Below are 19,413 nucleotides of genomic sequence, written 5' to 3'. Positions count from 1 at the left end.
CCCGCCCCCGCCGCGGTGGTTAGCGCCCCCTGTGCCCTCCCTACGCCGCCCCCTCCCGCTAAGGCCCCTGGTAACCGATGCCGCTGACCCTCGCCTCCCTCGTCCAGCACTCGGCCCTCAAGCTCGGCGTCCGGGCCGGGGAGGGCCGGCTGGACACCCCCGTGCGCTGGGCCCACGTCAGCGAGCTCGCCGACCCCGTCCCCTATATGGAGGGCGGCGAACTGCTCCTGATCACCGCCATGAAGCTGGACGCGGACGACCCGCGGGAGATGCGCGCCTACGTACGCCGCCTCGCCGCGGCCGGAGTGGTCGGCATCGGCTTCGCGATCGGCGTGAACTACGAGGCGGTGCCCGAGGCCCTGGTCGAGGCCGCGCGGGCCGAGGACATGCCGCTGCTGGAGGTGCCACGCCGGACCCCGTTCCTCGCCATCAGCAAGGCCGTCTCCGCCGCCCTCGCCGCCGACCAGTACCGGGCCGTCACCGCCGGCTTCGAGGCGCAGCGCGAGCTGACCCGCGCCGCGCTCTCCGCCGACGGCCCCGCCGAACTGCTCACCCGGCTCGCCGCCCACGTGCACGGCTGGGCCGCGCTCTACGACGCCTCGGGCGCGGTGGTCGCCGCCGCGCCCGAATGGGCCGCGCGCCGCGCCGCCCGGCTCACCGCCGACGTGGAGCGGCTGCGGGAGCGGCCCGCGCCCGCCAGCGCCGTGGTCGGCGGCTCCGAGGACCGCGTCGAGCTCCAGTCCCTGGGCACCGGCCGCCGGGCGCGCGGCGCGCTCGCCGTCGGCACCGGCGCCCCGCTGGGCACGGCCGAGCGCTACGCCGTGCACTCCGCCGTCGCCCTGCTGACCCTCACCACCGAGCGCTCCCGCTCCCTGCACGACGCCGAGGCCCGGCTGGGCGCGGCGGTGCTGCGGATGCTGCTGGCGGGGGAGCCGGACCACGCCCGCGCCGTGGCCGGCGACCTCTACGGCTCCCTGCTGGACGCGCCGTTCCGGCTGATCGCGGCCGAGCCCGCGTTGCCCGGCACCGCCCAGCCGGAGGGCCTGGCGCTGCTGGCCGACACCGTCGAGTCGGCGGCCGCCCGGAGCGGGGAGGCCCTGCTCGTGGTCCCCGGACCGGGCCGGCTCCTCGTCCTGGCCTGCGACGCCGGGGCGGCCGTCCAGGCGTGCGCGGACCACGCGGAGGCCCTGGAGGCCCGCCGGGGCCGGGAGGCGGCCGGGCCCGAGCCGGACGAGCTGGTCATCGGGATGTCCGCACCGGCCGGGCCCGGCGGGGTCGCGGCGGCCCTCAAGCAGGCCGACCAGGCGCTGGCCGTGGCCCGCCGCCGGGGCCGCCCGATGGTGGAGCACGAGGACATGGCGGCGGGCTCGGTCCTGCCGCTGCTGGCCGACGACGCCGTACGGGCCTTCGCGGACGGCACCCTGCGCGCGCTCCGCGAGCACGACGCGACCGGCCGCGGGGACCTGGTGGCCTCGCTCCAGGCATGGCTCTCCCGGCACGGCCAGTGGGACGCGGCCGCCGCCGACCTGGGCGTGCACCGGCACACGCTGCGCTACCGGATGAAGCGCGTCGAGGAGATCCTGGGCCGCTCCCTGGAGGACCCGGACGTCCGCATGGAGCTGTGGCTCGCCCTGAAAGCCACCTCCACCCCCGCCTGAGAGATCACGGCGCGGCCGGTGACCGCGCCAAACCGGCGAAGCGGGCCGACCCGCCGCTCCATCAGGGACAAACGCCGAAACGCCCGCGGAGTCCTACGGTGGAGGGGTCAGGACCCACCGCACCCATCCGAAGGGCCGGGATTCGCATGACTTCCACCCACGCCTTCTGGCTCGCCGGCCGCCAGGCCACCGGCGAGGACAGCTTCGACGTCCACTCCCCGTGGGACGGCCGGACGGTCGCCACCGTCAGCGTGCCCACCGACGAGCAGGTCGAAGAGGCCGTGGCCGCGGCGTACGCCGTGACGGCGGAGTTCTCCGCGACCCCCGCCCACGTACGGGCCGCGGCCCTGGACCACGTGTCCAAGCGGCTCGCCGAGCGCACCGAGGAGATCGCCCAGCTGATCTCCGCCGAGAACGGCAAGCCGGTCAAGTGGGCCCGCGGTGAGGTCGGCCGTGCGGTGTCCGTGTTCCGCTTCGCCGCCGAGGAGGCCCGCCGCTTCAACGGCGGAGAGGCCCAGCGCCTCGACACCGACGCCGGTGGTGTCGGCCGCCTCGCGCTGACCCGCCGCTTCGTCAAGGGCCCGGTCCTCGGTATCGCCCCGTTCAACTTCCCGCTGAACCTGTGCGCCCACAAGGTGGCCCCGGCCATCGCCGTCGGCGCGCCGATCATCCTCAAGCCGGCCCCGGCCACCCCGCTGTCCGGCCTGATCCTGGGCGAGCTGCTGGCCGAGACCGACCTCCCGGCCGGCTCCTGGTCGGTGCTGCCGGTCGCGAACGACAAGATGCCCGCGCTGGTCAAGGACGAGCGCCTGCCCGTCATCTCCTTCACCGGCTCCGACACCGTCGGCTACGCCATCCAGCAGTCGGTGCCCCACAAGCACTGCACCCTGGAGCTCGGCGGCAACGCGGCGGCCGTGGTCCTGGACGACTGGTCCTCCGACACCGACCTGGACTGGGCCGCGACCCGTATCGCGACCTTCTCGAACTACCAGGCCGGCCAGTCCTGCATCTCCGTGCAGCGCGTGATCGCCGACGCCTCCGTCTACGACCGCCTCGTGGAGAAGGTCGTCACGAAGGTCCAGGCGCAGGTCACCGGTGACCCGTCCGACTCGGCCACCGACGTCGGCCCGCTCGTCTCCGAGGCCGCCGCCCAGCGCGTCGAGTCCTGGGTGGACGAGGCCGTCTCGGCCGGCGCCAAGCTGCTCACCGGCGGCAAGCGCGAGGGCGCCTCGTACGAGCCCACCGTCCTGGCGAACGTGCCGGACGGGGTCAAGCTCGCCACCGAGGAGGTCTTCGGCCCGGTCCTGACCCTCCTGCGGGTCGAGAACACCGACGAGGCGTTCGCCGCGGTCAACGACTCGAAGTTCGGCCTCCAGGCCGGCGTCTTCACCCACGACGTCCAGACCGCCTTCCGCGCCCACCGCGAGCTGGAGGTCGGCGGCGTGATCATCGGCGACGCCCCCTCCTACCGTGCCGACCAGATGCCCTACGGCGGCGTCAAGCAGTCGGGTGTCGGCCGCGAGGGCGTCCGCTACGCGATGGACGACTACACGTACGAGCGGGTCCTGGTCCTGACCGGCCTCGACATCTGATCTCGTACGGCCAACGAGCCGACGGCCGGAGCCCGAACTGTGCGGGGGCTCCGGCCGTCCCCCTTTTCCCGGCCGGCAGAACGCCACCCGGCCGCCGCCGTTCCCCCGGCTGGACCGTCCCCGCTTTTCCCACCGGGCGGGGCAGGGTACGACTCACAGGTAGCACCCATCGGTAACGACCCGTACCAGCGGCGAGGTGAGCCCCGAATGTCGGCAACACAGCCCGCACAGCCCGCACAGCCGGTCCAGCCAGGCGGCGCCCGGCCCAAGGTGACCGAGCGCGAGGCACGGCAGGTCGCGGAGGCGGCCCGCGAGCAGGACTGGCGCAAACCGAGCTTCGCCAAGGAGCTCTTCCTCGGCCGGTTCCGGCTCGACCTGATCCACCCGCACCCCCTGCCGCCCGACGAGGACGTCCGGCGCGGCGAGGCGTTCCTCGCCCGGCTGCGGGAGTTCTGCGAGGCCCAGCTCGCCGACGGCGTCGCCGCCCGCATCGAACGCGAGGCGAGGATCCCCGACGAGACCGTGCGCGGGCTCAAGGAGCTCGGCGCCCTCGGCATGAAGATCGACCCCAAGTACGGGGGCCTCGGCCTGACCCAGGTCTACTACAACAAGGCCCTCGCCCTCGTCGGCTCCCTCAGCCCGGCCATCGGCGCCCTGCTCTCGGCGCACCAGTCGATCGGCGTGCCCCAGCCGCTGAAGATGTTCGGCACCCAGGCCCAGAAGGACGCCTACCTGCCGCGCTGCGCCACCAGCGCCATCAGCGCCTTCCTGCTCACCGAGCCCGATGTGGGCTCCGACCCGGCGCGCCTGGCCACCACGGCCGTCCCCGACGGCGACGACGCCTACGTGCTCGACGGCGTGAAGCTGTGGACCACCAACGGGGTCGTCGCGGACCTGCTCGTGGTCATGGCCCGCGTCCCCCGCAGCGAGAACCACCGCGGCGGCATCACCGCCTTCGTCGTGGAGGCCGACTCCCCGGGCATCACCGTCGAGAACCGCAACGCCTTCATGGGCCTGCGCGGACTGGAGAACGGCGTCACCCGCTTCCACCGGGTGCGGGTCCCCGCCGACCAGCGCATCGGCGCCGAGGGCGCGGGGCTCAAGATCGCCCTCACCACGCTGAACACCGGCCGGCTCTCACTGCCCGCCATGTGCGTCGGCGCCGGCAAATGGTGCCTGAAGATCGCCCGAGAGTGGTCGGCCGTCCGCGAGCAGTGGGGCCGGCCCGTCGCCCAGCACGAGGCCGTCGGCGCCAAGATCTCCTTCATCGCCGCCACCACCTTCGCCCTCGAAGCGGTCGTCGACCTCTCCTCCCAGATGGCCGATGAGGACCGCAACGACATCCGCATCGAGGCCGCCCTCGCCAAGCTCTACGGCTCCGAGATGGCCTGCCTGATGGCCGACGAGCTGGTCCAGATCCGCGGCGGCCGCGGCTTCGAGACCGCCGAGTCCCTGGCCGCCCGCGGCGAACGGGCCGTGCCCGCCGAGCAGATGCTCCGCGACCTGCGCATCAACCGGATCTTCGAGGGCTCCACCGAGATCATGCACCTGCTGATCGCCCGGGAGGCCGTCGACGCCCACCTCTCCGTCGCCGGAGACCTCATCGACCCCGAGAAGGACCTCGGCGAGAAGGCCAGGGCCGGCGCCCGCGCCGCCGGGTTCTACGCCCGCTGGCTGCCCAAGCTGGCCGCCGGCCCCGGCCATGTCCCCGGCAGCTACCGGGCCTTCCACCCCGGCGGCCACCCCGACCTCTCCGCCCACCTGCGCTATGTCGAGCGCAGCGCCCGCAAACTCGCCCGGTCCACCTTCTACGCCATGTCGCGCTGGCAGGGCCGGATGGAGACCAAGCAGGGCTTCCTGGGCCGGATCGTCGACATCGGCGCCGAGCTCTTCGCGATGAGCGCCGCGTGCGTGCGCGCCGAGCACCTGCGCGCCTCCGGAGAGCACGGCCGCGAGGCGTACCAGCTCGCCGACGCCTTCTGCGAGCAGTCCCGGCTGCGCGTGGAGGAGCTGTTCGGCAGGCTCTGGTCCAACACCGACGACCTCGACCGCAAGGTCGTCGCCGGTGTCCTGTCCGGCACCTACGCCTGGCTGGAGGAGGGCGTGCTCGACGCCTCCGGGGACGGCCCCTGGATCGCGGACGCCACACCCGGACCGCCGACTCGGGAAAACGTCCACCGCCCCCTCCGCTGACCTGCGATCATCGCCGGACGTCGGACAGACGTACGAGGATGAGCGGGCGGCCGCCCCGGCGGCGCCCGCGAGCACAGCGCGAGGCGGACGAACGATGCCGACGGCCCAGGAAGACCGCACCAGCCGACGGCTGGCCTGGTGCGTGGCGCACCTGCTGCGCCACGCACCGGACCACGTCGTCCTCGACGTGATCCACCGGCTCGACGGCCCCACCCGCAAATACCTCTGCCGGGACGCCTGGCTGTCCGCGCCCACCGTGACCCTGCTGCTGCGCCACGGCAGCGACACCGACCGCGGCTACATCGCCCGCAACCCCCGCGTCGTCGGCCGCCCGCTGCCCGGCCTGCCCGGCCCCGCCCGGTACGCGGCCCGTCCCGGCCCCGCCCCCGGGCTGCTGGCCCCCGCCGGGCCCGGTCCGCTCGGCCAGGAGGCCCTGCTCGCGCTGCTGCGCCGGCACGGCCGCCGCCCCCGCGCCCCCCTCACCCTGCTGCGCGTGCCGCACGACCGGCTCGACCCGGCCGCCCTCCTGCGCGAGCACGCCCGGGACCCCCTGCCGCCCGGCGCCGTGGAGGCCCTGCTGCTGGCCGGCGGGCTGCCCCTGGAGACCTGCCTCGCGCTGCTCGACACCCGCGCGTGCCCGGCGTACGAGGCCCGGGGCGCCTGGCACCGGCCGCCCGTCCGCGCCGTCCGCATGGGGCTGGCCACCTTCGAGGAGCTCGTCTCCCACCTCGCCCCCGCCCACCTCGCCCTGCGCCTCGCGGACCACCCCGCCACCACCGGGCTGCGCTGGTCCCTGCCCGAACAGGCCGGGATGCGCACCGCCCTCACCCGCGCCCTGGCCCCGCTCGGCGGCAGCCCGCGCCACTGGGAGGCCCTGGAACACCACGCCCCCGGCTTCCGCGGCCCGCTGCCGGAGCTGGTGGCCGCCATCGCCGCGGGGGATCCCGCCCTCGCGGCCGGCCCCGCCGCCGGGGAGCCCGTACGGTCCCCCCTCGGGCCCGTGCTCCGGCTGCTCGGGCCGCGGGCGGCGCAGGATCCGCCCGAGCCCCGCGGGGAGTGGGAGCCCGGACAGTTCACGGCGGAGCGGGCGCTGGCTCTCGTCAGCCTCGCGGTGCCCATGGACTCCGTCCGGGAGGACATCCGCTGGATCCGGGACTGCCTCGCCCGCGGGCTGCTCACCGGTGAGGACGTGATCCGGCACAAGGTGCCCGCCTGCTGGGCCCTGGACGAGGACCACTGGCTCGGGGACGCGGACGGCCCCGACCGCCACGACTGGCCCGCCCCCGTGCTCGCCGCGCACGCCGAGACCGCGCGGCTGACCGCCGCCCTCGGGGACGACCCGGGGGCGTGGTGGCGGGCCGCCCGGGCGCTGCCGGACTTCACGGGGACGGTGCCGGAGCTGTGCGAGGCAGCCGCCGCGGCCGGTTCCGTACCGTAGGGCCGTGTCTTCCGGGGGACTGCGTGTCCTGGCCGTCCCGAGTTGCGGCAACAATGGGGGCATGAGCGACCGTCCAGCCCCCCTCGCCGATCCGCACCTCCTCTTCGACCCCGCGGCCGGCCGCCGGGACATCGTCATCCTCGGGTGCACCGGATCCATCGGCACCCAGGCCATCGACCTGGCCCTGCGTAACCCGGACCGCTTCCGGGTCACCGCCCTGTCCGCCGCCGGCGGCCGGGTCGGGCTGCTGGCCGAGCAGGCCCGGCTGCTGCGGGCCGAGAAGGTGGCCGTGGCCCGCGAGGACGCCGTACCGGCCCTGAAAGAGGCCCTGAGCGCCCAGTACGGGCCGGGTGAGGCGCTGCCCGAGATCCTGGCCGGGCCGGACGCCGCGACCGAGCTGGCCGCCTCCCCGTGCCACACCGTCCTCAACGGCATCACCGGCTCCATCGGCCTCGCGCCGACCCTGGCCGCGCTGCGGGCCGGCCGGACCCTGGCCCTGGCCAACAAGGAGTCGCTGATCGTCGGCGGCCCGCTGGTCAAGGCGCTGGCGAAGCCCGGCCAGATCATCCCGGTGGACTCCGAGCACGCGGCCCTCTTCCAGGCCCTCGCCGCCGGCACCCGCGCCGACGTGCGCAAGCTCGTGGTGACCGCCTCCGGCGGGCCCTTCCGCGGCCGTACCCGCGCCGAGCTGGCCGAGGTGACCGTCGAGGACGCCCTCGCGCACCCCACCTGGGCCATGGGCCCGGTGATCACGGTGAACTCGGCCACGCTGGTCAACAAGGGCCTGGAGGTCATCGAGGCCCACCTGCTCTACGACATCCCCTTCGAGCAGATCGAGGTCGTCGTCCACCCGCAGTCCTACGTGCACTCGATGGTGGAGTTCACCGACGGCTCCACCCTCGCCCAGGCCACCCCGCCGGACATGCGCGGCCCCATCGCCGTCGGCCTCGGCTGGCCCCACCGGATCCCGGACGCCGCCCCCGCCTTCGACTGGAGCACCGCCTCCACCTGGGAGTTCTTCCCGCTGGACACCGAGGCGTTCCCGGCCGTCGGCCTGGCCCGCCACGTCGGCGCCCTCGGCGGCACCGCCCCGGCCGTCTTCAACGCGGCCAACGAGGAGTGCGTGGAGGCGTTCCTCGCCGGACGGCTGCCGTTCACAGCAATCATGGATACGGTCTCTGCCGTGGTCGACGAGCACGGGAACCCGGCATCCGGAACCTCCCTGACCGTCGAGGACGTCCTTGAGGCAGAGACCTGGGCCAGAGCCCGGGCGCGGGAGATGGCGGCGCGGGCCGCCGCGGAGGCGCGCGCATGACACTTCTGATGACGGTGCTCGGAATCGTGATCTTCGCGGTCGGCCTGCTGGTCTCCATCGCGTGGCACGAACTGGGGCACCTCTCCACGGCCAAGCTGTTCGGCATCCGGGTGCCGCAGTACATGGTCGGCTTCGGCCCGACCATCTGGTCGCGGAGGAAGGGCGAGACCGAGTACGGGATCAAGGCCATCCCGATGGGCGGCTACATCCGCATGATCGGGATGTTCCCGCCCGGCGAGGACGGCAAGGTCACCGCCCGCTCCACCTCGCCGTTCCGGTCGATGATCGAGGACGCGCGCTCGGCCGCGTACGAGGAGCTGCAGCCCGGCGACGAGAGCCGGCTCTTCTACACGCGCAAGCCGTGGAAGCGCGTGATCGTGATGTTCGCCGGGCCCTTCATGAACCTGGTCCTCGCCGTGGCGATCTTCCTCACCACGCTGATGACCTTCGGGCTGAACACCCAGACCACCTCGGTCGCCACCGTCTCCGACTGCGTCATCCAGCAGAGCGAGAAGCGCGACAAGTGCCAGCCCACCGACCCGGCCGCCCCCGCCAAGGCCGCCGGCCTCAAGGCGGGCGACAAGATCGTGGCCTTCAACGGCCGGACGGTCGGGGACTGGTCGGCGCTCCAGAAGGACATCCGCGCCACCGTCGGCCCCGCCACGATCACCGTCGAGCGGGCCGGGCAGCGCCTGGACCTCCGGGCGAACCTGATCGAGAACAAGGTGGCCAGGACCGACGGCAGCGGCCGCTACGTCAAGGACGAGTACGTCACCGCGGGCTTCCTCGGCTTCGCCCCCGCGGCCGGCTACGTACCCCAGTCCTTCGGCCAGTCCGTCGACCGCATGGGCGAGATGATGGAGGCCGGCGTGCAGTCGCTGGTCGCCCTGCCCTCCAAGGTCCCGGACCTGTGGAACGCCGCCTTCAACGGGGCCGAGCGCAAGCAGGACAGCCCCATGGGCGTGGTGGGCGCGGCCCGCGTCAGCGGTGAGATCTTCACCCTCGACATCCCCGCCCAGCACCAGCTGGTCTTCTTCCTCAACCTGCTGGCCGGATTCAACCTTTCGCTGTTCCTGTTCAACATGCTGCCGCTGCTCCCGCTCGACGGCGGGCACATCGCCGGCGCCCTGTGGGAATCGCTGCGGCGCAAGGTCGCCCGGGTGTTCCGGCGGCCCGACCCCGGCCCGTTCGACGTGGCGAAGCTGATGCCCGTGGCGTACGTGGTCGCGGGGCTGTTCATCTGCTTCACGCTGCTGGTGATGGTGGCGGACGTGGTGAACCCCATCAAGATCACCTAGGCGCGGCGGCGCTCCGCCGCACGCCTCCGGGAGCCGGGCACGGATCGTGCCCGGCTCCCCGCGTTCGGGTGGCGCACCCCCTCGGATGCACGGGGCGTCCCGTGGTTGGCGTAACCTCGAAGGCCGGAGCCCGCCGATCTCGGGACCTTGATCCACACCTTGGGGTTGCACAGCAGATGACTGCCATCTCTCTCGGAATGCCGTCCGTGCCGACGAAGCTTGCCGACCGCCGGGTCAGCCGCAAGATCCAGGTCGGCTCCGTGGCCGTCGGCGGTGACGCGCCCATTTCCGTCCAGTCGATGACCACCACCCGCACCTCCGACATCGGTGCGACCCTCCAGCAGATCGCCGAGCTGACCGCCTCCGGCTGCAACATCGTCCGCGTCGCCTGCCCGACCCAGGACGACGCCGACGCCCTCGCCGTGATCGCCAAGAAGTCCCAGATCCCGGTCATCGCGGACATCCACTTCCAGCCGAAGTACGTCTTCGCCGCGATCGACGCCGGCTGCGCCGCCGTCCGCGTCAACCCCGGCAACATCAAGCAGTTCGACGACAAGGTCAAGGAGATCGCGCGGGCCGCGAAGGACGCGGGCACCCCGATCCGCATCGGCGTGAACGCCGGCTCCCTCGACGCCCGTCTGCTCAAGAAGTACGGCAAGGCCACCCCCGAGGCGCTGGTCGAGTCCGCGCTGTGGGAGGCGTCCCTCTTCGAGGAGCACGGTTTCAGCGACATCAAGATCTCGGTCAAGCACAACGACCCGGTCGTGATGGTCAACGCCTACCGCCAGCTCGCCGCCGCCTGCGACTACCCGCTGCACCTCGGCGTCACCGAGGCCGGCCCCGCCTTCCAGGGCACCATCAAGTCCGCCGTCGCCTTCGGCGCCCTGCTCTCCGAGGGCATCGGCGACACCATCCGCGTCTCCCTCTCCGCCCCGCCGGCGGAGGAGGTCAAGGTCGGCATCCAGATCCTGGAGTCCCTGAACCTCAAGCCGCGCCGCCTGGAGATCGTCTCCTGCCCCTCCTGCGGCCGCGCCCAGGTCGACGTCTACAAGCTGGCCGAGGAGGTCACCGCGGGCCTGGAGGGCATGGAGGTCCCGCTGCGCGTCGCGGTCATGGGCTGCGTCGTCAACGGCCCCGGCGAGGCCCGCGAGGCCGACCTCGGTGTCGCCTCCGGCAACGGCAAGGGCCAGATCTTCGTGAAGGGCGAGGTCATCAAGACCGTGCCCGAGTCCAAGATCGTGGAGACCCTGATCGAGGAGGCGATGAAGATCGCCGCGCAGATGGAGGCCGACGGCGTCGCCAGCGGCGAGCCCTCCGTCGCCATCGGGGTCTGAGCCCGAGGACCCCGCACCCGGGGATCCCGCCTGTCGGCCCCGGCCCCGTTCCCGCAGTTCGGGAGCGGGGCCGGGGCCTTTTCGTGACCTCTGGACGCGGCATCGCCCGGCCCCTCCGGGTACAGTGCGGAGATCAGCAGACTTGCATGGTGAGGCCCCAGTGTTGACGCAGACCACCACCCGGGTCCTTGAGCCCAGTGATCTCGATGCCGCGCTCGAAGTCCTCGGACGCGAGCCGGTCGAGAACGCCTTCGTCACCTCCCGGGTCCAGGTCGCGGGCCTCGACCCCTGGCGGCTGGGCGGCGAGATGTGGGGCTGGTACGCCGACGGCGAGCTGCGCTCCCTCTGCTACGCCGGCGCCAACCTCGTCCCCGTCTGCGCGAGCCCCGACGCCGTCCGCGCCTTCGCCGACCGGGCCCGCCGCACCGGCCGCCGCTGCTCCTCCATCGTCGGCCCCGCCGGGGCCACCCGGCTGCTGTGGCAGCTGCTGGAGCCCAGCTGGGGACCGGCCCGCGATGTCCGCTCCCACCAGCCCCTCATGGTCATCGAGCGCCCCTCCACCACCGTGGAGGCCGACCCCCGGGTCCGCCGCATCCGCAAGGACGAGATGGACCTGATCATGCCCGCCTGCGTGGCCATGTTCACCGAGGAGGTCGGCGTCTCGCCCATGGCCGGGGACGGCGGACTGCTCTACCAGGCCCGTGTCGCCGAACTCGTCGCCGGCGGCCGCTCCTTCGCCCGCGTCGAGGACGGCAAGGTCCTCTTCAAGGCCGAGATCGGCGCCGCCACCGCCCGCGCCTGCCAGATCCAGGGCGTCTGGGTGGCCCCCGAGTTCCGCGGCCAGGGGCATTCGGAGACCGGGATGGCCGCCGTCGTCGCCCACGCGCTGCGCGATGTCGCCCCCGTGGTCAGCCTCTACGTGAACGACTTCAACACCGCCGCCCGCGCCGCCTACCGCCGGGTCGGCTTCCGCGAGGTCGGCGCCTTCATGAGCGTCCTGTTCTGACACCGGCCACCGGCCCCGCCGTGGCATTCCGGCGCACCCCTACCCCGAAGTAAGGTCGCCGCATGCTGCCATCCGGAGTCCGTATCGGCCCCCTCGACCTCGCCGGCCGCGTGGACGAGGCCCTGCGCGTGCAGGCCGTCGCCTTCGGCCTCAGCGAGGAGGAGGTCGGCATCCGGCGCTACATCGTCCAGCGCCACATGACCTGCCGGGGCGCCCGCGCCCTCGGGGCCTTCGCCGAGGACGGCGCCCTCGCCGGCTTCGTCTACGGCATGCCGAACGACCGTACGCACTGGTGGTCCACGGTCGTCGAGCCCTATCTGCGGGCCGGCGGGCACGACGGCTGGCTCGACGCCTCCTTCGTGATCACCGAGCTGCACGTGCACCCCGGCTTCCAGGGCCACGGCATCGGCCGCGGCCTGATCACCACCCTCACCGACGAGGCCGCCGAGCCCCGCTCCATCCTCTCGGCCATCGACACCGAGAGCCCCGCCCGCGGCCTCTACCGGGCCCTCGGCTACACCGACCTCGCCCGCCAGGTCCACTTCCCGAGCGCGAGCCTCCCGTACGCGGTCATGGGCGCCCCGCTCCCGCTGGCCAGGGGCTGAATCCGTTTCCGGGGGCCGAGGGCACCCCGGTAACCTCCCGGCATGTCCACGAAACACGTGCAGCGCATGTCCCGCCTCATGGCCAAGACCCTCCGCGAGGACCCGGCCGACGCCGAAACCCTCAGCCACCGGCTCCTGGTGCGCGCCGGATACGTCCGGCGCAGCTCCGCCGGGGTGTGGACCTGGCTGCCGCTCGGCAAGCGGCTCCTGGACAACGTCTCGCGCATCGTCCGTGAGGAGATGGACGCCATCGGCGCCCAGGAGGTGCTGCTGCCGGCCCTGCTGCCGAAGGAGCCCTACGAGGTGAGCGGGCGCTGGTCGGAGTACGGCGACCTGCTCTTCCGGCTCCGGGACCGCAAGGGCGCGGACTACCTGCTCGGCCCCACCCACGAGGAGATCTTCACCCTGGTGGTGAAGGACCAGTGCACCTCGTACAAGGACCTGCCGGTCATGCTGTACCAGATCCAGACCAAGTACCGGGACGAGGCGCGGCCACGGTCCGGCGTCCTGCGCGGCCGTGAGTTCCAGATGAAGGACTCCTACTCCTTCGACGTGTCCGACGAGGGCCTGGCCGAGTCCTACCGGCTGCACCGCGAGGCGTACGTCCGCATCTTCCGCCGGCTGGGCCTGGACCACCGGATCGTCTCCGCGGTCTCGGGCGCCATGGGCGGCTCGGCCTCGGAGGAGTTCCTGGCCCCCGCCGGGGCGGGCGAGGACACCTTCGTGGACTGCCCCTCCTGCGCCTACGCGGCCAACACCGAGGCCGTCACCTTCGCCCTGGCGCCGGTCGCCGCCGAGCACCCGCCGCTGGAGGAGGTGGACACCCCCGACACCCCGACCATCGATACCCTGGCGGCGTACCTGGGCGTGCCCGCCTCCGCGACCCTCAAGAACCTCCTGGTCAAGGTCGACGGCGAGATCGTGGCCGTCGGCGTACCGGGGGACCGCGAGGTGGACCTCGGCAAGCTGGGCGAGCACCTGGCCCCGGCCGTCGTCGAGCTGGTCACCGCCGAGGACTTCACCGGCCGCCCCGACCTCGTACGCGGCTACGTGGGCCCGCAGGGCCTGGACAAGGTCCGCTACCTGGCCGACCCCCGCGTCGCCCCCGGCACCGCCTGGGTGACCGGGGCCAACCGGGCGGACACGCACGCCCGCAACGTGGTCTGCGGCCGCGACTTCGAGGTGGACCAGTACCTGGACGTGGTGGTCGTGGAGCCGGGCGACCCCTGCCCCTCCTGCGGCGCGGGCCTGCGGCTCGACCGGGCCATCGAGATCGGGCACATCTTCCAGCTCGGCCGCAAGTACGCCGACGCCTTCGGCCTCGACGTGCTGGGCCGCGAGGGCAAGCCGGTCCGGGTCACGATGGGCTCCTACGGCATCGGCGTCTCCCGCGCGGTGGCGGCCCTGGCCGAGCAGACCGCGGACGAGCGCGGCCTGTGCTGGCCCGCGGAGGTGGCCCCGGCGGACGTGCACGTGGTGGCGGCGGGCAAGGCCGTCCCGCTGGCCCTGGCCGAACAGGCGGCGGACACCCTGGCCGCCTCGGGCCTGCGGGTCCTCCTGGACGACCGCCCGGGCCTCTCCCCGGGCGTGAAGCTCACGGACGCGGAGCTGATCGGCGTCCCGTGGATCCTTGTGGCGGGCCGCCGCTCGGCGGAGGACATAGTAGAACTCCAGCACCGCCCGACGGGCACCCGCGAGGAACTCCCGCTGAGCGAAGCCCTCTCGAAGCTCACGGAAGTCTGAGATCAGCCCCACTTCCAGCCCCGCCGGCGTTTGAGGCGCGGGGTCCGGGGCGGAGCCCCGGGAAACGGCGAAAGGGCGGGGCGGGGAGAGAAACTCCCGCCCCGCGCCTACGGCGGCGACTCGTCCGGCAACGGCCCCTCGGGCCCGCCGGCCCCCAGCGCCGGAGCCCCGGGAGCCGGATCCACAGGAGCCGGATCCACAGCCTCCACCCCACCCCCCGGAGGCTCCGGTCCGGCCCCGACCGACCCGGGGCCTTCGGAAGCCGGGCCGGCCGAGGCCGGGTCATCCCGCACCGGCGCCCCCGCCCCCGGCACCGCCGGAGCCGCGCGCTCCAAGAACCGCAGCAGCTCCACCGGAAACGGCAGCACCAGTGTGGAGTTCTTCTCGGCGGCCACCGCCACCACCGTGTGCAGCAGCCGCAGCTGCAGGGCTGCGGGCTGCTCCGACATGACCTCGGCCGCCTCCGCCAGCTTGTGCGAAGCCTGCAGCTCCGCATCGGCGTTGATCACCCGCGCCCGCCGCTCCCGGTCGGCCTCCGCCTGCCGCGCCATCGACCGCTTCATCGTCTCCGGCAGCGACACGTCCTTGATCTCGACCCGGTCGATCTGCACGCCCCAGCCCACCGCCGGGCTGTCGATCATCAGCTCCAGCCCCTGGTTGAGCATCTCCCGGTTGGACAGCAGATCGTCCAGGTCGGATTTCCCGATGATCGACCGCAGCGAGGTCTGGGCCATCTGCGAGACCGCGAAGCGGTAGTCCTCCACCGCCACGACCGCGCTCGCCGGGTCCACCACCTTGAAGTACACGACGGCGTCCACCCGCACGGTCACGTTGTCCCGGGTGATGCCCTCCTGCGCCGGTACGGGCAGGGTCACGATCTGCATGTTGACCTTGCGGAGCCGGTCGATCACCGGAACGATCACCGTGAAGCCCGGCGGCCGGATCTCCTCCCGCAGCCTGCCGAAGCGGAAGACCAGCCCCCGCTCGTACTGCTTCACCACCCGGGCGGCGGCGCCCATGTAGGCGGCGACACCCACGCCCGCCACGACCACCGCTGTCAGCAGTTCTTCGACCATCACGGCCCCCTGCCCGACATACCTACCTTTCCTACGGTATGCCCTCCAACATGCCCTACAACCAGGAGGCGAACTCCAGCAGCAGCTCCGCATCCCGCCGCCGCCCCGCCGCCACCGCCCGTACGCCCGACTCCACCGCCCGGAACAGCGTCCAGCCGCGCAGCCGCTCCCGGTCCACGTCCAGCGCGTCCGCCAGCTTGTTCACCCGCCGCCGGGCCCCGGCCGCCCCCGCCGAGGAGGCCACCTGGTCCTCCAGCCGGTCCCGGACCAGCCGCGCCAGATCGTAGGCCCGCTCACCGACCAGCGGGTCCGGGCCCACCGTCAGCCACGGCGCGCGCTCGCCGGCCAGGACCTTGCCCTGCCGGAAGTTCCCGTGCAGCAGCAGCTCCTCGGGCGGGGCCGCCACCAGCTCCGCGCGCGCCGCCAGCGCCGCCCCGGCCAGCTCCCGTACCTCCGCCGGGGCCGAGCCCAGGGCCTCCGCCTGGGCCTCCGTACGCTCCGCCACCGACTCCCAGACGTGCCCGGCGGGCGGGGCCACCCACAGGCGGCGCAGGGTGCCGCTCGCCTCCAGCAGCGCCTTGGCCTCGGGCAGGGAGCGCAGCGAGACCTCCGGGTGCAGCCGCTCCAGCAGCAGCGCCCCGTCCTCCTCGTGATGCCGGGTGTCCAGCACGCGTACGGCGCCGAAGCCGCCCCAGTGCGCCAGCGCGGCCAGCTCCCGGTCGGGCCGGGCCTGCGGGGGCGCCAGTTTCAGGGCCGCCGGGGTGCCGTCCGGGTAGCTGACGAGGAGGAGCAGGCTGCTGCGCCCGCCCGGGGCCTGCACCCGCTGGGCCCGCATCCCGCGCCGGTCGAGCGCGGCCTCGGCCAGGGCGGGCAGCCGCCCCAGCCAGTCCGTGTCCTGCGCCGTCCCCGGCAGCTCGCCGAGCGCCCGTACAAGCCGCTGCGGCGGTTCGAAAGCCATGCGTGCGTGATCCCTTTCAGCTGGTGAGGGCTCGCTACGCGCGTTCCGCGAGCCCAGGGAAGGCTACGCCGACCCCGCGCCAGCGCGCCGCGCGCACTGCCGCCGCGGTCAGGGCGTCGGCCGCCTCGCGGCGCAGCGGGCCCTCCGCGGCCCGCACCAGATCGGAGTAGGCCCCCGCCACCCGGTCCTCCACCACCGCCGCCAGCCGCTCCGCGTCGGCCGGGGTGCGCACCGGGAACGGCAGGGTGTACGCGGCCTCCGAGGGCCGGGGCGCGCCGCCCAGCTCGCGGACGGTGCGCACGAGGGCGTCGCGCCGGGCGAGGTGGACCCCGTACGCCTCGCGGGCCTCGGTCGCGCGCGGGCCGGTGCTCCGGGCGCCGATCACCCCGTAGGCGTAGGCGGCCGCGTGCTCGGCGGCGAGGGCGGCCTGGGCGGCGGCGAGGGATCCGCCGGCGGGGGCGGGCTCGGGCTTCACGCGGTGGCTCCCGGGTTCGAGGTCAGCAGGTGGGCGTGTACGGCGCCGCAGGCGGCCACCGAGGCCAGCAGCCGGGCCAGCTCCCCGGGGGCCCCGGCGAGGTCGATGGTCCGGGACTCCGACAGGGTCCGCTCGGCGTCGGCGAGGTCGGTCAGCGCCTCGGCGGGCTTCGGCGGCACGGCCGCGGCGCCCGTGGTGGGCGCGGCGGCGCCGGTACCGCCGGACGGGGTGGCGGAGGAGGAGGGCCGGGAGGGGGCCGAAGGGGAGAGGGCGGCGGTGTGCGCGGCGACGGCGGCCCGCAGCGGGGCGAGGCGCGGCGCGAGGGAGGGGTGGGCGGCGGTGGTGGCGTCGTAACGTTCCAGCAGTCGCTCGCTGTCACGGACGGCCGCCTCGCGCATCCGCCGTTCGAGTGAGAGGGCGGCGGTCGCGCCGGAGGAAGGGCTGTCGGAGCACCCCGTCAGCAGTGCGGCACCGGCCGCTCCGGCGGCTCCGGTGAGCAGGCTCCGGCGCGAGGGTCTCGAAGGCGGGGTCAAGGACACGGCGACGTCCTCCGGGTGGTGACGGGGCTGATGGCGGGGGCGGGGGTGTGATCACCGTACCCGGGGGCCCGTCCGGCGGGCGGACGGCAACACCCTCCGACACCGGATACCCTTTGACACGACACACGACGGAAACCACAACAGCACACGCGGCCGAGGAGTCACCCGGATGAGCACCACCCAGAGCGACAGGCTGCGCGGACTGCTGGAGCCGCTCGTCGCCGCCAGGGGCATGGACCTCGAAGAGATCGAGCTGTCGCGCGCGGGCAAGCGCCGGATGCTCCGGATCATCGTGGACTCCGACGAGGGCGTGGAACTGGACGCGTGTGCCGAGCTGAGTCGCGAGGTCTCCGACACGCTCGACGAATCCGATGTGATGGGCGAGGACGAGTACGTCCTCGAAGTGAGCTCGCCGGGCGCCGACCGCCCGCTGACCGAGCGCCGTCACTACCTGCGGGCCGTGGGCCGTCTGGTGAAGTTCCAGCTGTCCGCCGGAGGTGAGCAGGAGGCCGGGGAACTGGTCGCCCGCATCCTCGCAGCCGACGACGAGGGCCTGGACCTCGAAGTCCCGGGCGTGAAGGGCCGCAAGGCGACCGCCCGCCGCATCGCTTACACCGACATCGCCAAGGCGCGTGTCGAGATCGAGTTCAACCGCAAGGACAAGAAGGAAGAGGAGGCGTAGCCGTGGACATCGACATGAGTGCCCTGCGGGGTCTGGTCCGGGAGAAGGAGATCTCCTTCGACCTGCTCGTCGAGGCGATCGAGTCGGCCCTCCTCATCGCGTACCACCGCACCGACGGGAGCTTCCGCCGCGCCCGCGTCGTGCTGGACCGCACCAACGGTCACGTGGTCGTGTGGGCGACCGAGGACCCGAGGGACCTCGAAGAGGGCCAGGAGCCGAAGGAGTTCGACGACACCCCGTCGGACTTCGGCCGGATCGCCGCGACGACCGCCAAGCAGGTGATCCTCCAGCGTCTGCGCGACGCCGAGGACGACCTGACCTTCGGCGAGTTCGCCGGCCGCGAGGGCGACGTCATCACCGGTGTGGTGCAGCAGGGCAAGGACCCGAAGAACGTCCTGGTCGACATCGGCAAGCTGGAGGCCATCCTGCCGGTGCAGGAGCAGGTCCCCGGCGAGGAGTACCCGCACGGGCTGCGCCTCAAGGCGTATGTCGTACGGGTAGCGAAGGGCGTGCGCGGTCCGTCCGTGACCCTCTCGCGCACCCACCCGAACCTGGTGAAGAAGCTGTTCTCGCTGGAGGTCCCGGAGATCGCCGACGGCAGCGTCGAGATCTGGGCGATCGCCCGTGAGGCCGGTCACCGCACCAAGATCGCGGTGCGTTCCACCCGTTCGGGCCTCAACCCGAAGGGCGCCTGCATCGGCCCGATGGGCAGCCGCGTGCGCAATGTGATGGCCGAGCTGCACGGCGAGAAGATCGACATCGTCGACTGGTCGGACGACCCGGCCGAGATGGTCGCCAACGCCCTCTCACCCGCCCGGGTGAGCAAGGTCGAGGTCGTGGACTGGGACTCCCGGTCCGCCCGGGTGACCGTGCCCGACTACCAGCTCTCGCTGGCCATCGGCAAGGAGGGCCAGAACGCCCGCCTCGCCGCACGGCTCACCGGCTGGCGCATCGACATCCGTCCCGACACGGAGGTGTCCCCGGACGCCGGTGACGAGCGCGAGCGCGGCGGGGAATAAACCGGTACCGTCCCGGCCTTCCGGGACGGTAGACAGGTTTCGGAAGGCCGCTGCCGAGGTAGCGGATCAAGACAACACGACAGCCGTTCGATTTTTCTCCCGACACTCGTCGGGGGAGAGGTCGGTGCGGGGAGGTAGACTTAGGCGTGTCTGGCCGGACGCAAGCCCGCGCATGCCCCGAACGAACCTGTGTGGGGTGTCGGGAGCGAGCGGCCAAGAGCGATCTGCTGCGCATCGTGGCGGTCGGGGACGAATGCGTCCCTGATCCTCGCGGTACGCTGCCCGGCCGGGGTGCGTACCTGCACCCTGCCGTGGTCTGCCTCGACCAGGCGGTCCGCCGCCGCGCGTTCCCGCGGGCCCTACGGTCCGCCGGAGCGCTCGACACGGTGAGCCTGCGCGACGCCGTGGCCGGTGAAGCAGAGGCCACACCGTAAAGAAGTAGTACGGCACGGATCCCCGTGCGGTCAGGTACCTCGCGAGTT

17 protein-coding genes are annotated in these 19,413 nt (G+C 73.4%); 13 read left to right on the top strand and 4 right to left on the bottom strand.

Going from position 1 to position 19,413, the window contains the following annotated elements:
- Nucleotides 1-77 precede the first annotated feature (77 nt).
- From ABZ873_RS11770 to ABZ873_RS11725, 10 genes are all read left to right on the top strand, one after another.
- Entirely contained in the window at nt 78-1,658 is a 1,581-nt protein-coding gene (locus tag ABZ873_RS11770) for a PucR family transcriptional regulator (protein WP_360868936.1), read from the top strand.
- 146 nt (nt 1,659-1,804) lie between these two features.
- Complete coding sequence (locus ABZ873_RS11765; RefSeq protein ID WP_360868934.1) at nt 1,805-3,250, top strand: aldehyde dehydrogenase family protein; 1,446 nt, start codon at nt 1,805-1,807, stop codon at nt 3,248-3,250.
- Nucleotides 3,251-3,457: 207 nt separating this feature from the next.
- Nucleotides 3,458-5,443 (top strand): acyl-CoA dehydrogenase family protein, encoded by a 1,986-nt coding sequence (locus ABZ873_RS11760; protein WP_360868932.1) that lies wholly within the window; start codon nt 3,458-3,460, stop codon nt 5,441-5,443.
- Nucleotides 5,444-5,537: 94 nt separating this feature from the next.
- A complete protein-coding gene (locus tag ABZ873_RS11755; RefSeq protein WP_360868929.1) occupies nt 5,538-6,881 on the top strand; it encodes a hypothetical protein in 1,344 nt (447 codons plus the stop codon).
- A gap of 61 nt (nt 6,882-6,942) precedes the next feature.
- Entirely contained in the window at nt 6,943-8,196 is a 1,254-nt protein-coding gene (gene dxr / locus ABZ873_RS11750; protein WP_360868926.1) for a 1-deoxy-D-xylulose-5-phosphate reductoisomerase, read from the top strand.
- Complete coding sequence (locus ABZ873_RS11745; RefSeq protein ID WP_360868924.1) at nt 8,193-9,494, top strand: site-2 protease family protein; 1,302 nt, start codon at nt 8,193-8,195, stop codon at nt 9,492-9,494. Before dxr ends, ABZ873_RS11745 begins: the two co-directional genes overlap by 4 nt.
- Nucleotides 9,495-9,670: 176 nt before the next feature.
- On the top strand, nt 9,671-10,828 hold the full coding sequence (gene ispG / locus ABZ873_RS11740) for a flavodoxin-dependent (E)-4-hydroxy-3-methylbut-2-enyl-diphosphate synthase (RefSeq protein WP_360868921.1): 1,158 nt from the start codon (nt 9,671-9,673) through the stop codon (nt 10,826-10,828).
- A 160-nt stretch (nt 10,829-10,988) separates the two neighbouring features.
- Complete coding sequence (locus ABZ873_RS11735; protein WP_360868918.1) at nt 10,989-11,834, top strand: GNAT family N-acetyltransferase; 846 nt, start codon at nt 10,989-10,991, stop codon at nt 11,832-11,834.
- A 62-nt stretch (nt 11,835-11,896) separates the two neighbouring features.
- A complete protein-coding gene (locus tag ABZ873_RS11730; protein WP_360868915.1) occupies nt 11,897-12,439 on the top strand; it encodes a GNAT family N-acetyltransferase in 543 nt (180 codons plus the stop codon).
- Nucleotides 12,440-12,481: 42 nt separating this feature from the next.
- Nucleotides 12,482-14,182, top strand: coding sequence for a proline--tRNA ligase (locus tag ABZ873_RS11725; protein WP_360868913.1), 1,701 nt, complete (start codon nt 12,482-12,484; stop codon nt 14,180-14,182).
- Between the two features lie 107 nt (nt 14,183-14,289).
- Here ABZ873_RS11725 and ABZ873_RS11720 read toward each other — a convergent pair whose 3' ends face one another.
- From ABZ873_RS11720 to ABZ873_RS11705, 4 genes are read right to left on the bottom strand one after another with little or no spacing between them, the layout of a single operon-like run.
- Complete coding sequence (locus ABZ873_RS11720; RefSeq protein ID WP_360868910.1) at nt 14,290-15,258, bottom strand: slipin family protein; 969 nt, start codon at nt 15,256-15,258, stop codon at nt 14,290-14,292.
- 55 nt (nt 15,259-15,313) lie between these two features.
- Entirely contained in the window at nt 15,314-16,216 is a 903-nt protein-coding gene (locus ABZ873_RS11715; RefSeq protein ID WP_360868908.1) for an aminoglycoside phosphotransferase family protein, read from the bottom strand.
- A 34-nt stretch (nt 16,217-16,250) separates the two neighbouring features.
- Nucleotides 16,251-16,691, bottom strand: a complete 441-nt coding sequence (locus tag ABZ873_RS11710; protein ID WP_360868905.1) for a ferritin-like domain-containing protein — start codon at nt 16,689-16,691, stop codon at nt 16,251-16,253.
- Nucleotides 16,688-17,230: a hypothetical protein gene (locus tag ABZ873_RS11705; RefSeq protein WP_360868902.1), complete on the bottom strand. Its 543-nt coding sequence runs from the start codon at nt 17,228-17,230 to the stop codon at nt 16,688-16,690. Before ABZ873_RS11705 ends, ABZ873_RS11710 begins: the two co-directional genes overlap by 4 nt.
- 169 nt (nt 17,231-17,399) lie before the next feature.
- Here ABZ873_RS11705 and rimP point away from each other — a divergent pair, with 169 nt between their 5' ends.
- From rimP to ABZ873_RS11690, 3 genes are all read left to right on the top strand, one after another.
- On the top strand, nt 17,400-17,912 hold the full coding sequence (gene rimP / locus ABZ873_RS11700) for a ribosome maturation factor RimP (RefSeq protein WP_360868900.1): 513 nt from the start codon (nt 17,400-17,402) through the stop codon (nt 17,910-17,912).
- Between the two features lie 2 nt (nt 17,913-17,914).
- Nucleotides 17,915-18,931, top strand: coding sequence for a transcription termination factor NusA (gene nusA, locus ABZ873_RS11695; protein ID WP_360868897.1), 1,017 nt, complete (start codon nt 17,915-17,917; stop codon nt 18,929-18,931).
- 146 nt (nt 18,932-19,077) lie between these two features.
- Nucleotides 19,078-19,365, top strand: coding sequence for a YlxR family protein (locus ABZ873_RS11690; protein WP_360868894.1), 288 nt, complete (start codon nt 19,078-19,080; stop codon nt 19,363-19,365).
- Nucleotides 19,366-19,413 lie beyond the last annotated feature (48 nt).

It is taken from the genome of Streptomyces sp. NPDC047014, from assembly GCF_040644195.1.
In the GTDB taxonomy this organism is placed as follows: domain Bacteria; phylum Actinomycetota; class Actinomycetes; order Streptomycetales; family Streptomycetaceae; genus Streptomyces.
Note: the sequence above shows the minus strand (reverse complement) of the source record. Positions and strands in the feature narration are given on the sequence as shown.

Bases quoted from the DNA above. Each gene is read 5' to 3' on its own strand.
- ABZ873_RS11720 (WP_360868910.1), bottom strand. From the start codon at position 15,258: ATGGTCGAAGAACTGCTGACAGCGGTGGTCGTGGCGGGCGTGGGTGTC.
- ispG (WP_360868921.1), top strand. From the start codon at position 9,671: ATGACTGCCATCTCTCTCGGAATGCCGTCCGTGCCGACGAAGCTTGCC.
- ABZ873_RS11730 (WP_360868915.1), top strand. From the start codon at position 11,897: ATGCTGCCATCCGGAGTCCGTATCGGCCCCCTCGACCTCGCCGGCCGC.
- dxr (WP_360868926.1), top strand. From the start codon at position 6,943: ATGAGCGACCGTCCAGCCCCCCTCGCCGATCCGCACCTCCTCTTCGAC.
- ABZ873_RS11745 (WP_360868924.1), top strand. From the start codon at position 8,193: ATGACACTTCTGATGACGGTGCTCGGAATCGTGATCTTCGCGGTCGGC.
- ABZ873_RS11760 (WP_360868932.1), top strand. From the start codon at position 3,458: ATGTCGGCAACACAGCCCGCACAGCCCGCACAGCCGGTCCAGCCAGGC.
- rimP (WP_360868900.1), top strand. From the start codon at position 17,400: ATGAGCACCACCCAGAGCGACAGGCTGCGCGGACTGCTGGAGCCGCTC.
- ABZ873_RS11770 (WP_360868936.1), top strand. From the start codon at position 78: ATGCCGCTGACCCTCGCCTCCCTCGTCCAGCACTCGGCCCTCAAGCTC.
- ABZ873_RS11755 (WP_360868929.1), top strand. From the start codon at position 5,538: ATGCCGACGGCCCAGGAAGACCGCACCAGCCGACGGCTGGCCTGGTGC.
- ABZ873_RS11715 (WP_360868908.1), bottom strand. From the start codon at position 16,216: ATGGCTTTCGAACCGCCGCAGCGGCTTGTACGGGCGCTCGGCGAGCTG.
- ABZ873_RS11725 (WP_360868913.1), top strand. From the start codon at position 12,482: ATGTCCACGAAACACGTGCAGCGCATGTCCCGCCTCATGGCCAAGACC.
- ABZ873_RS11765 (WP_360868934.1), top strand. From the start codon at position 1,805: ATGACTTCCACCCACGCCTTCTGGCTCGCCGGCCGCCAGGCCACCGGC.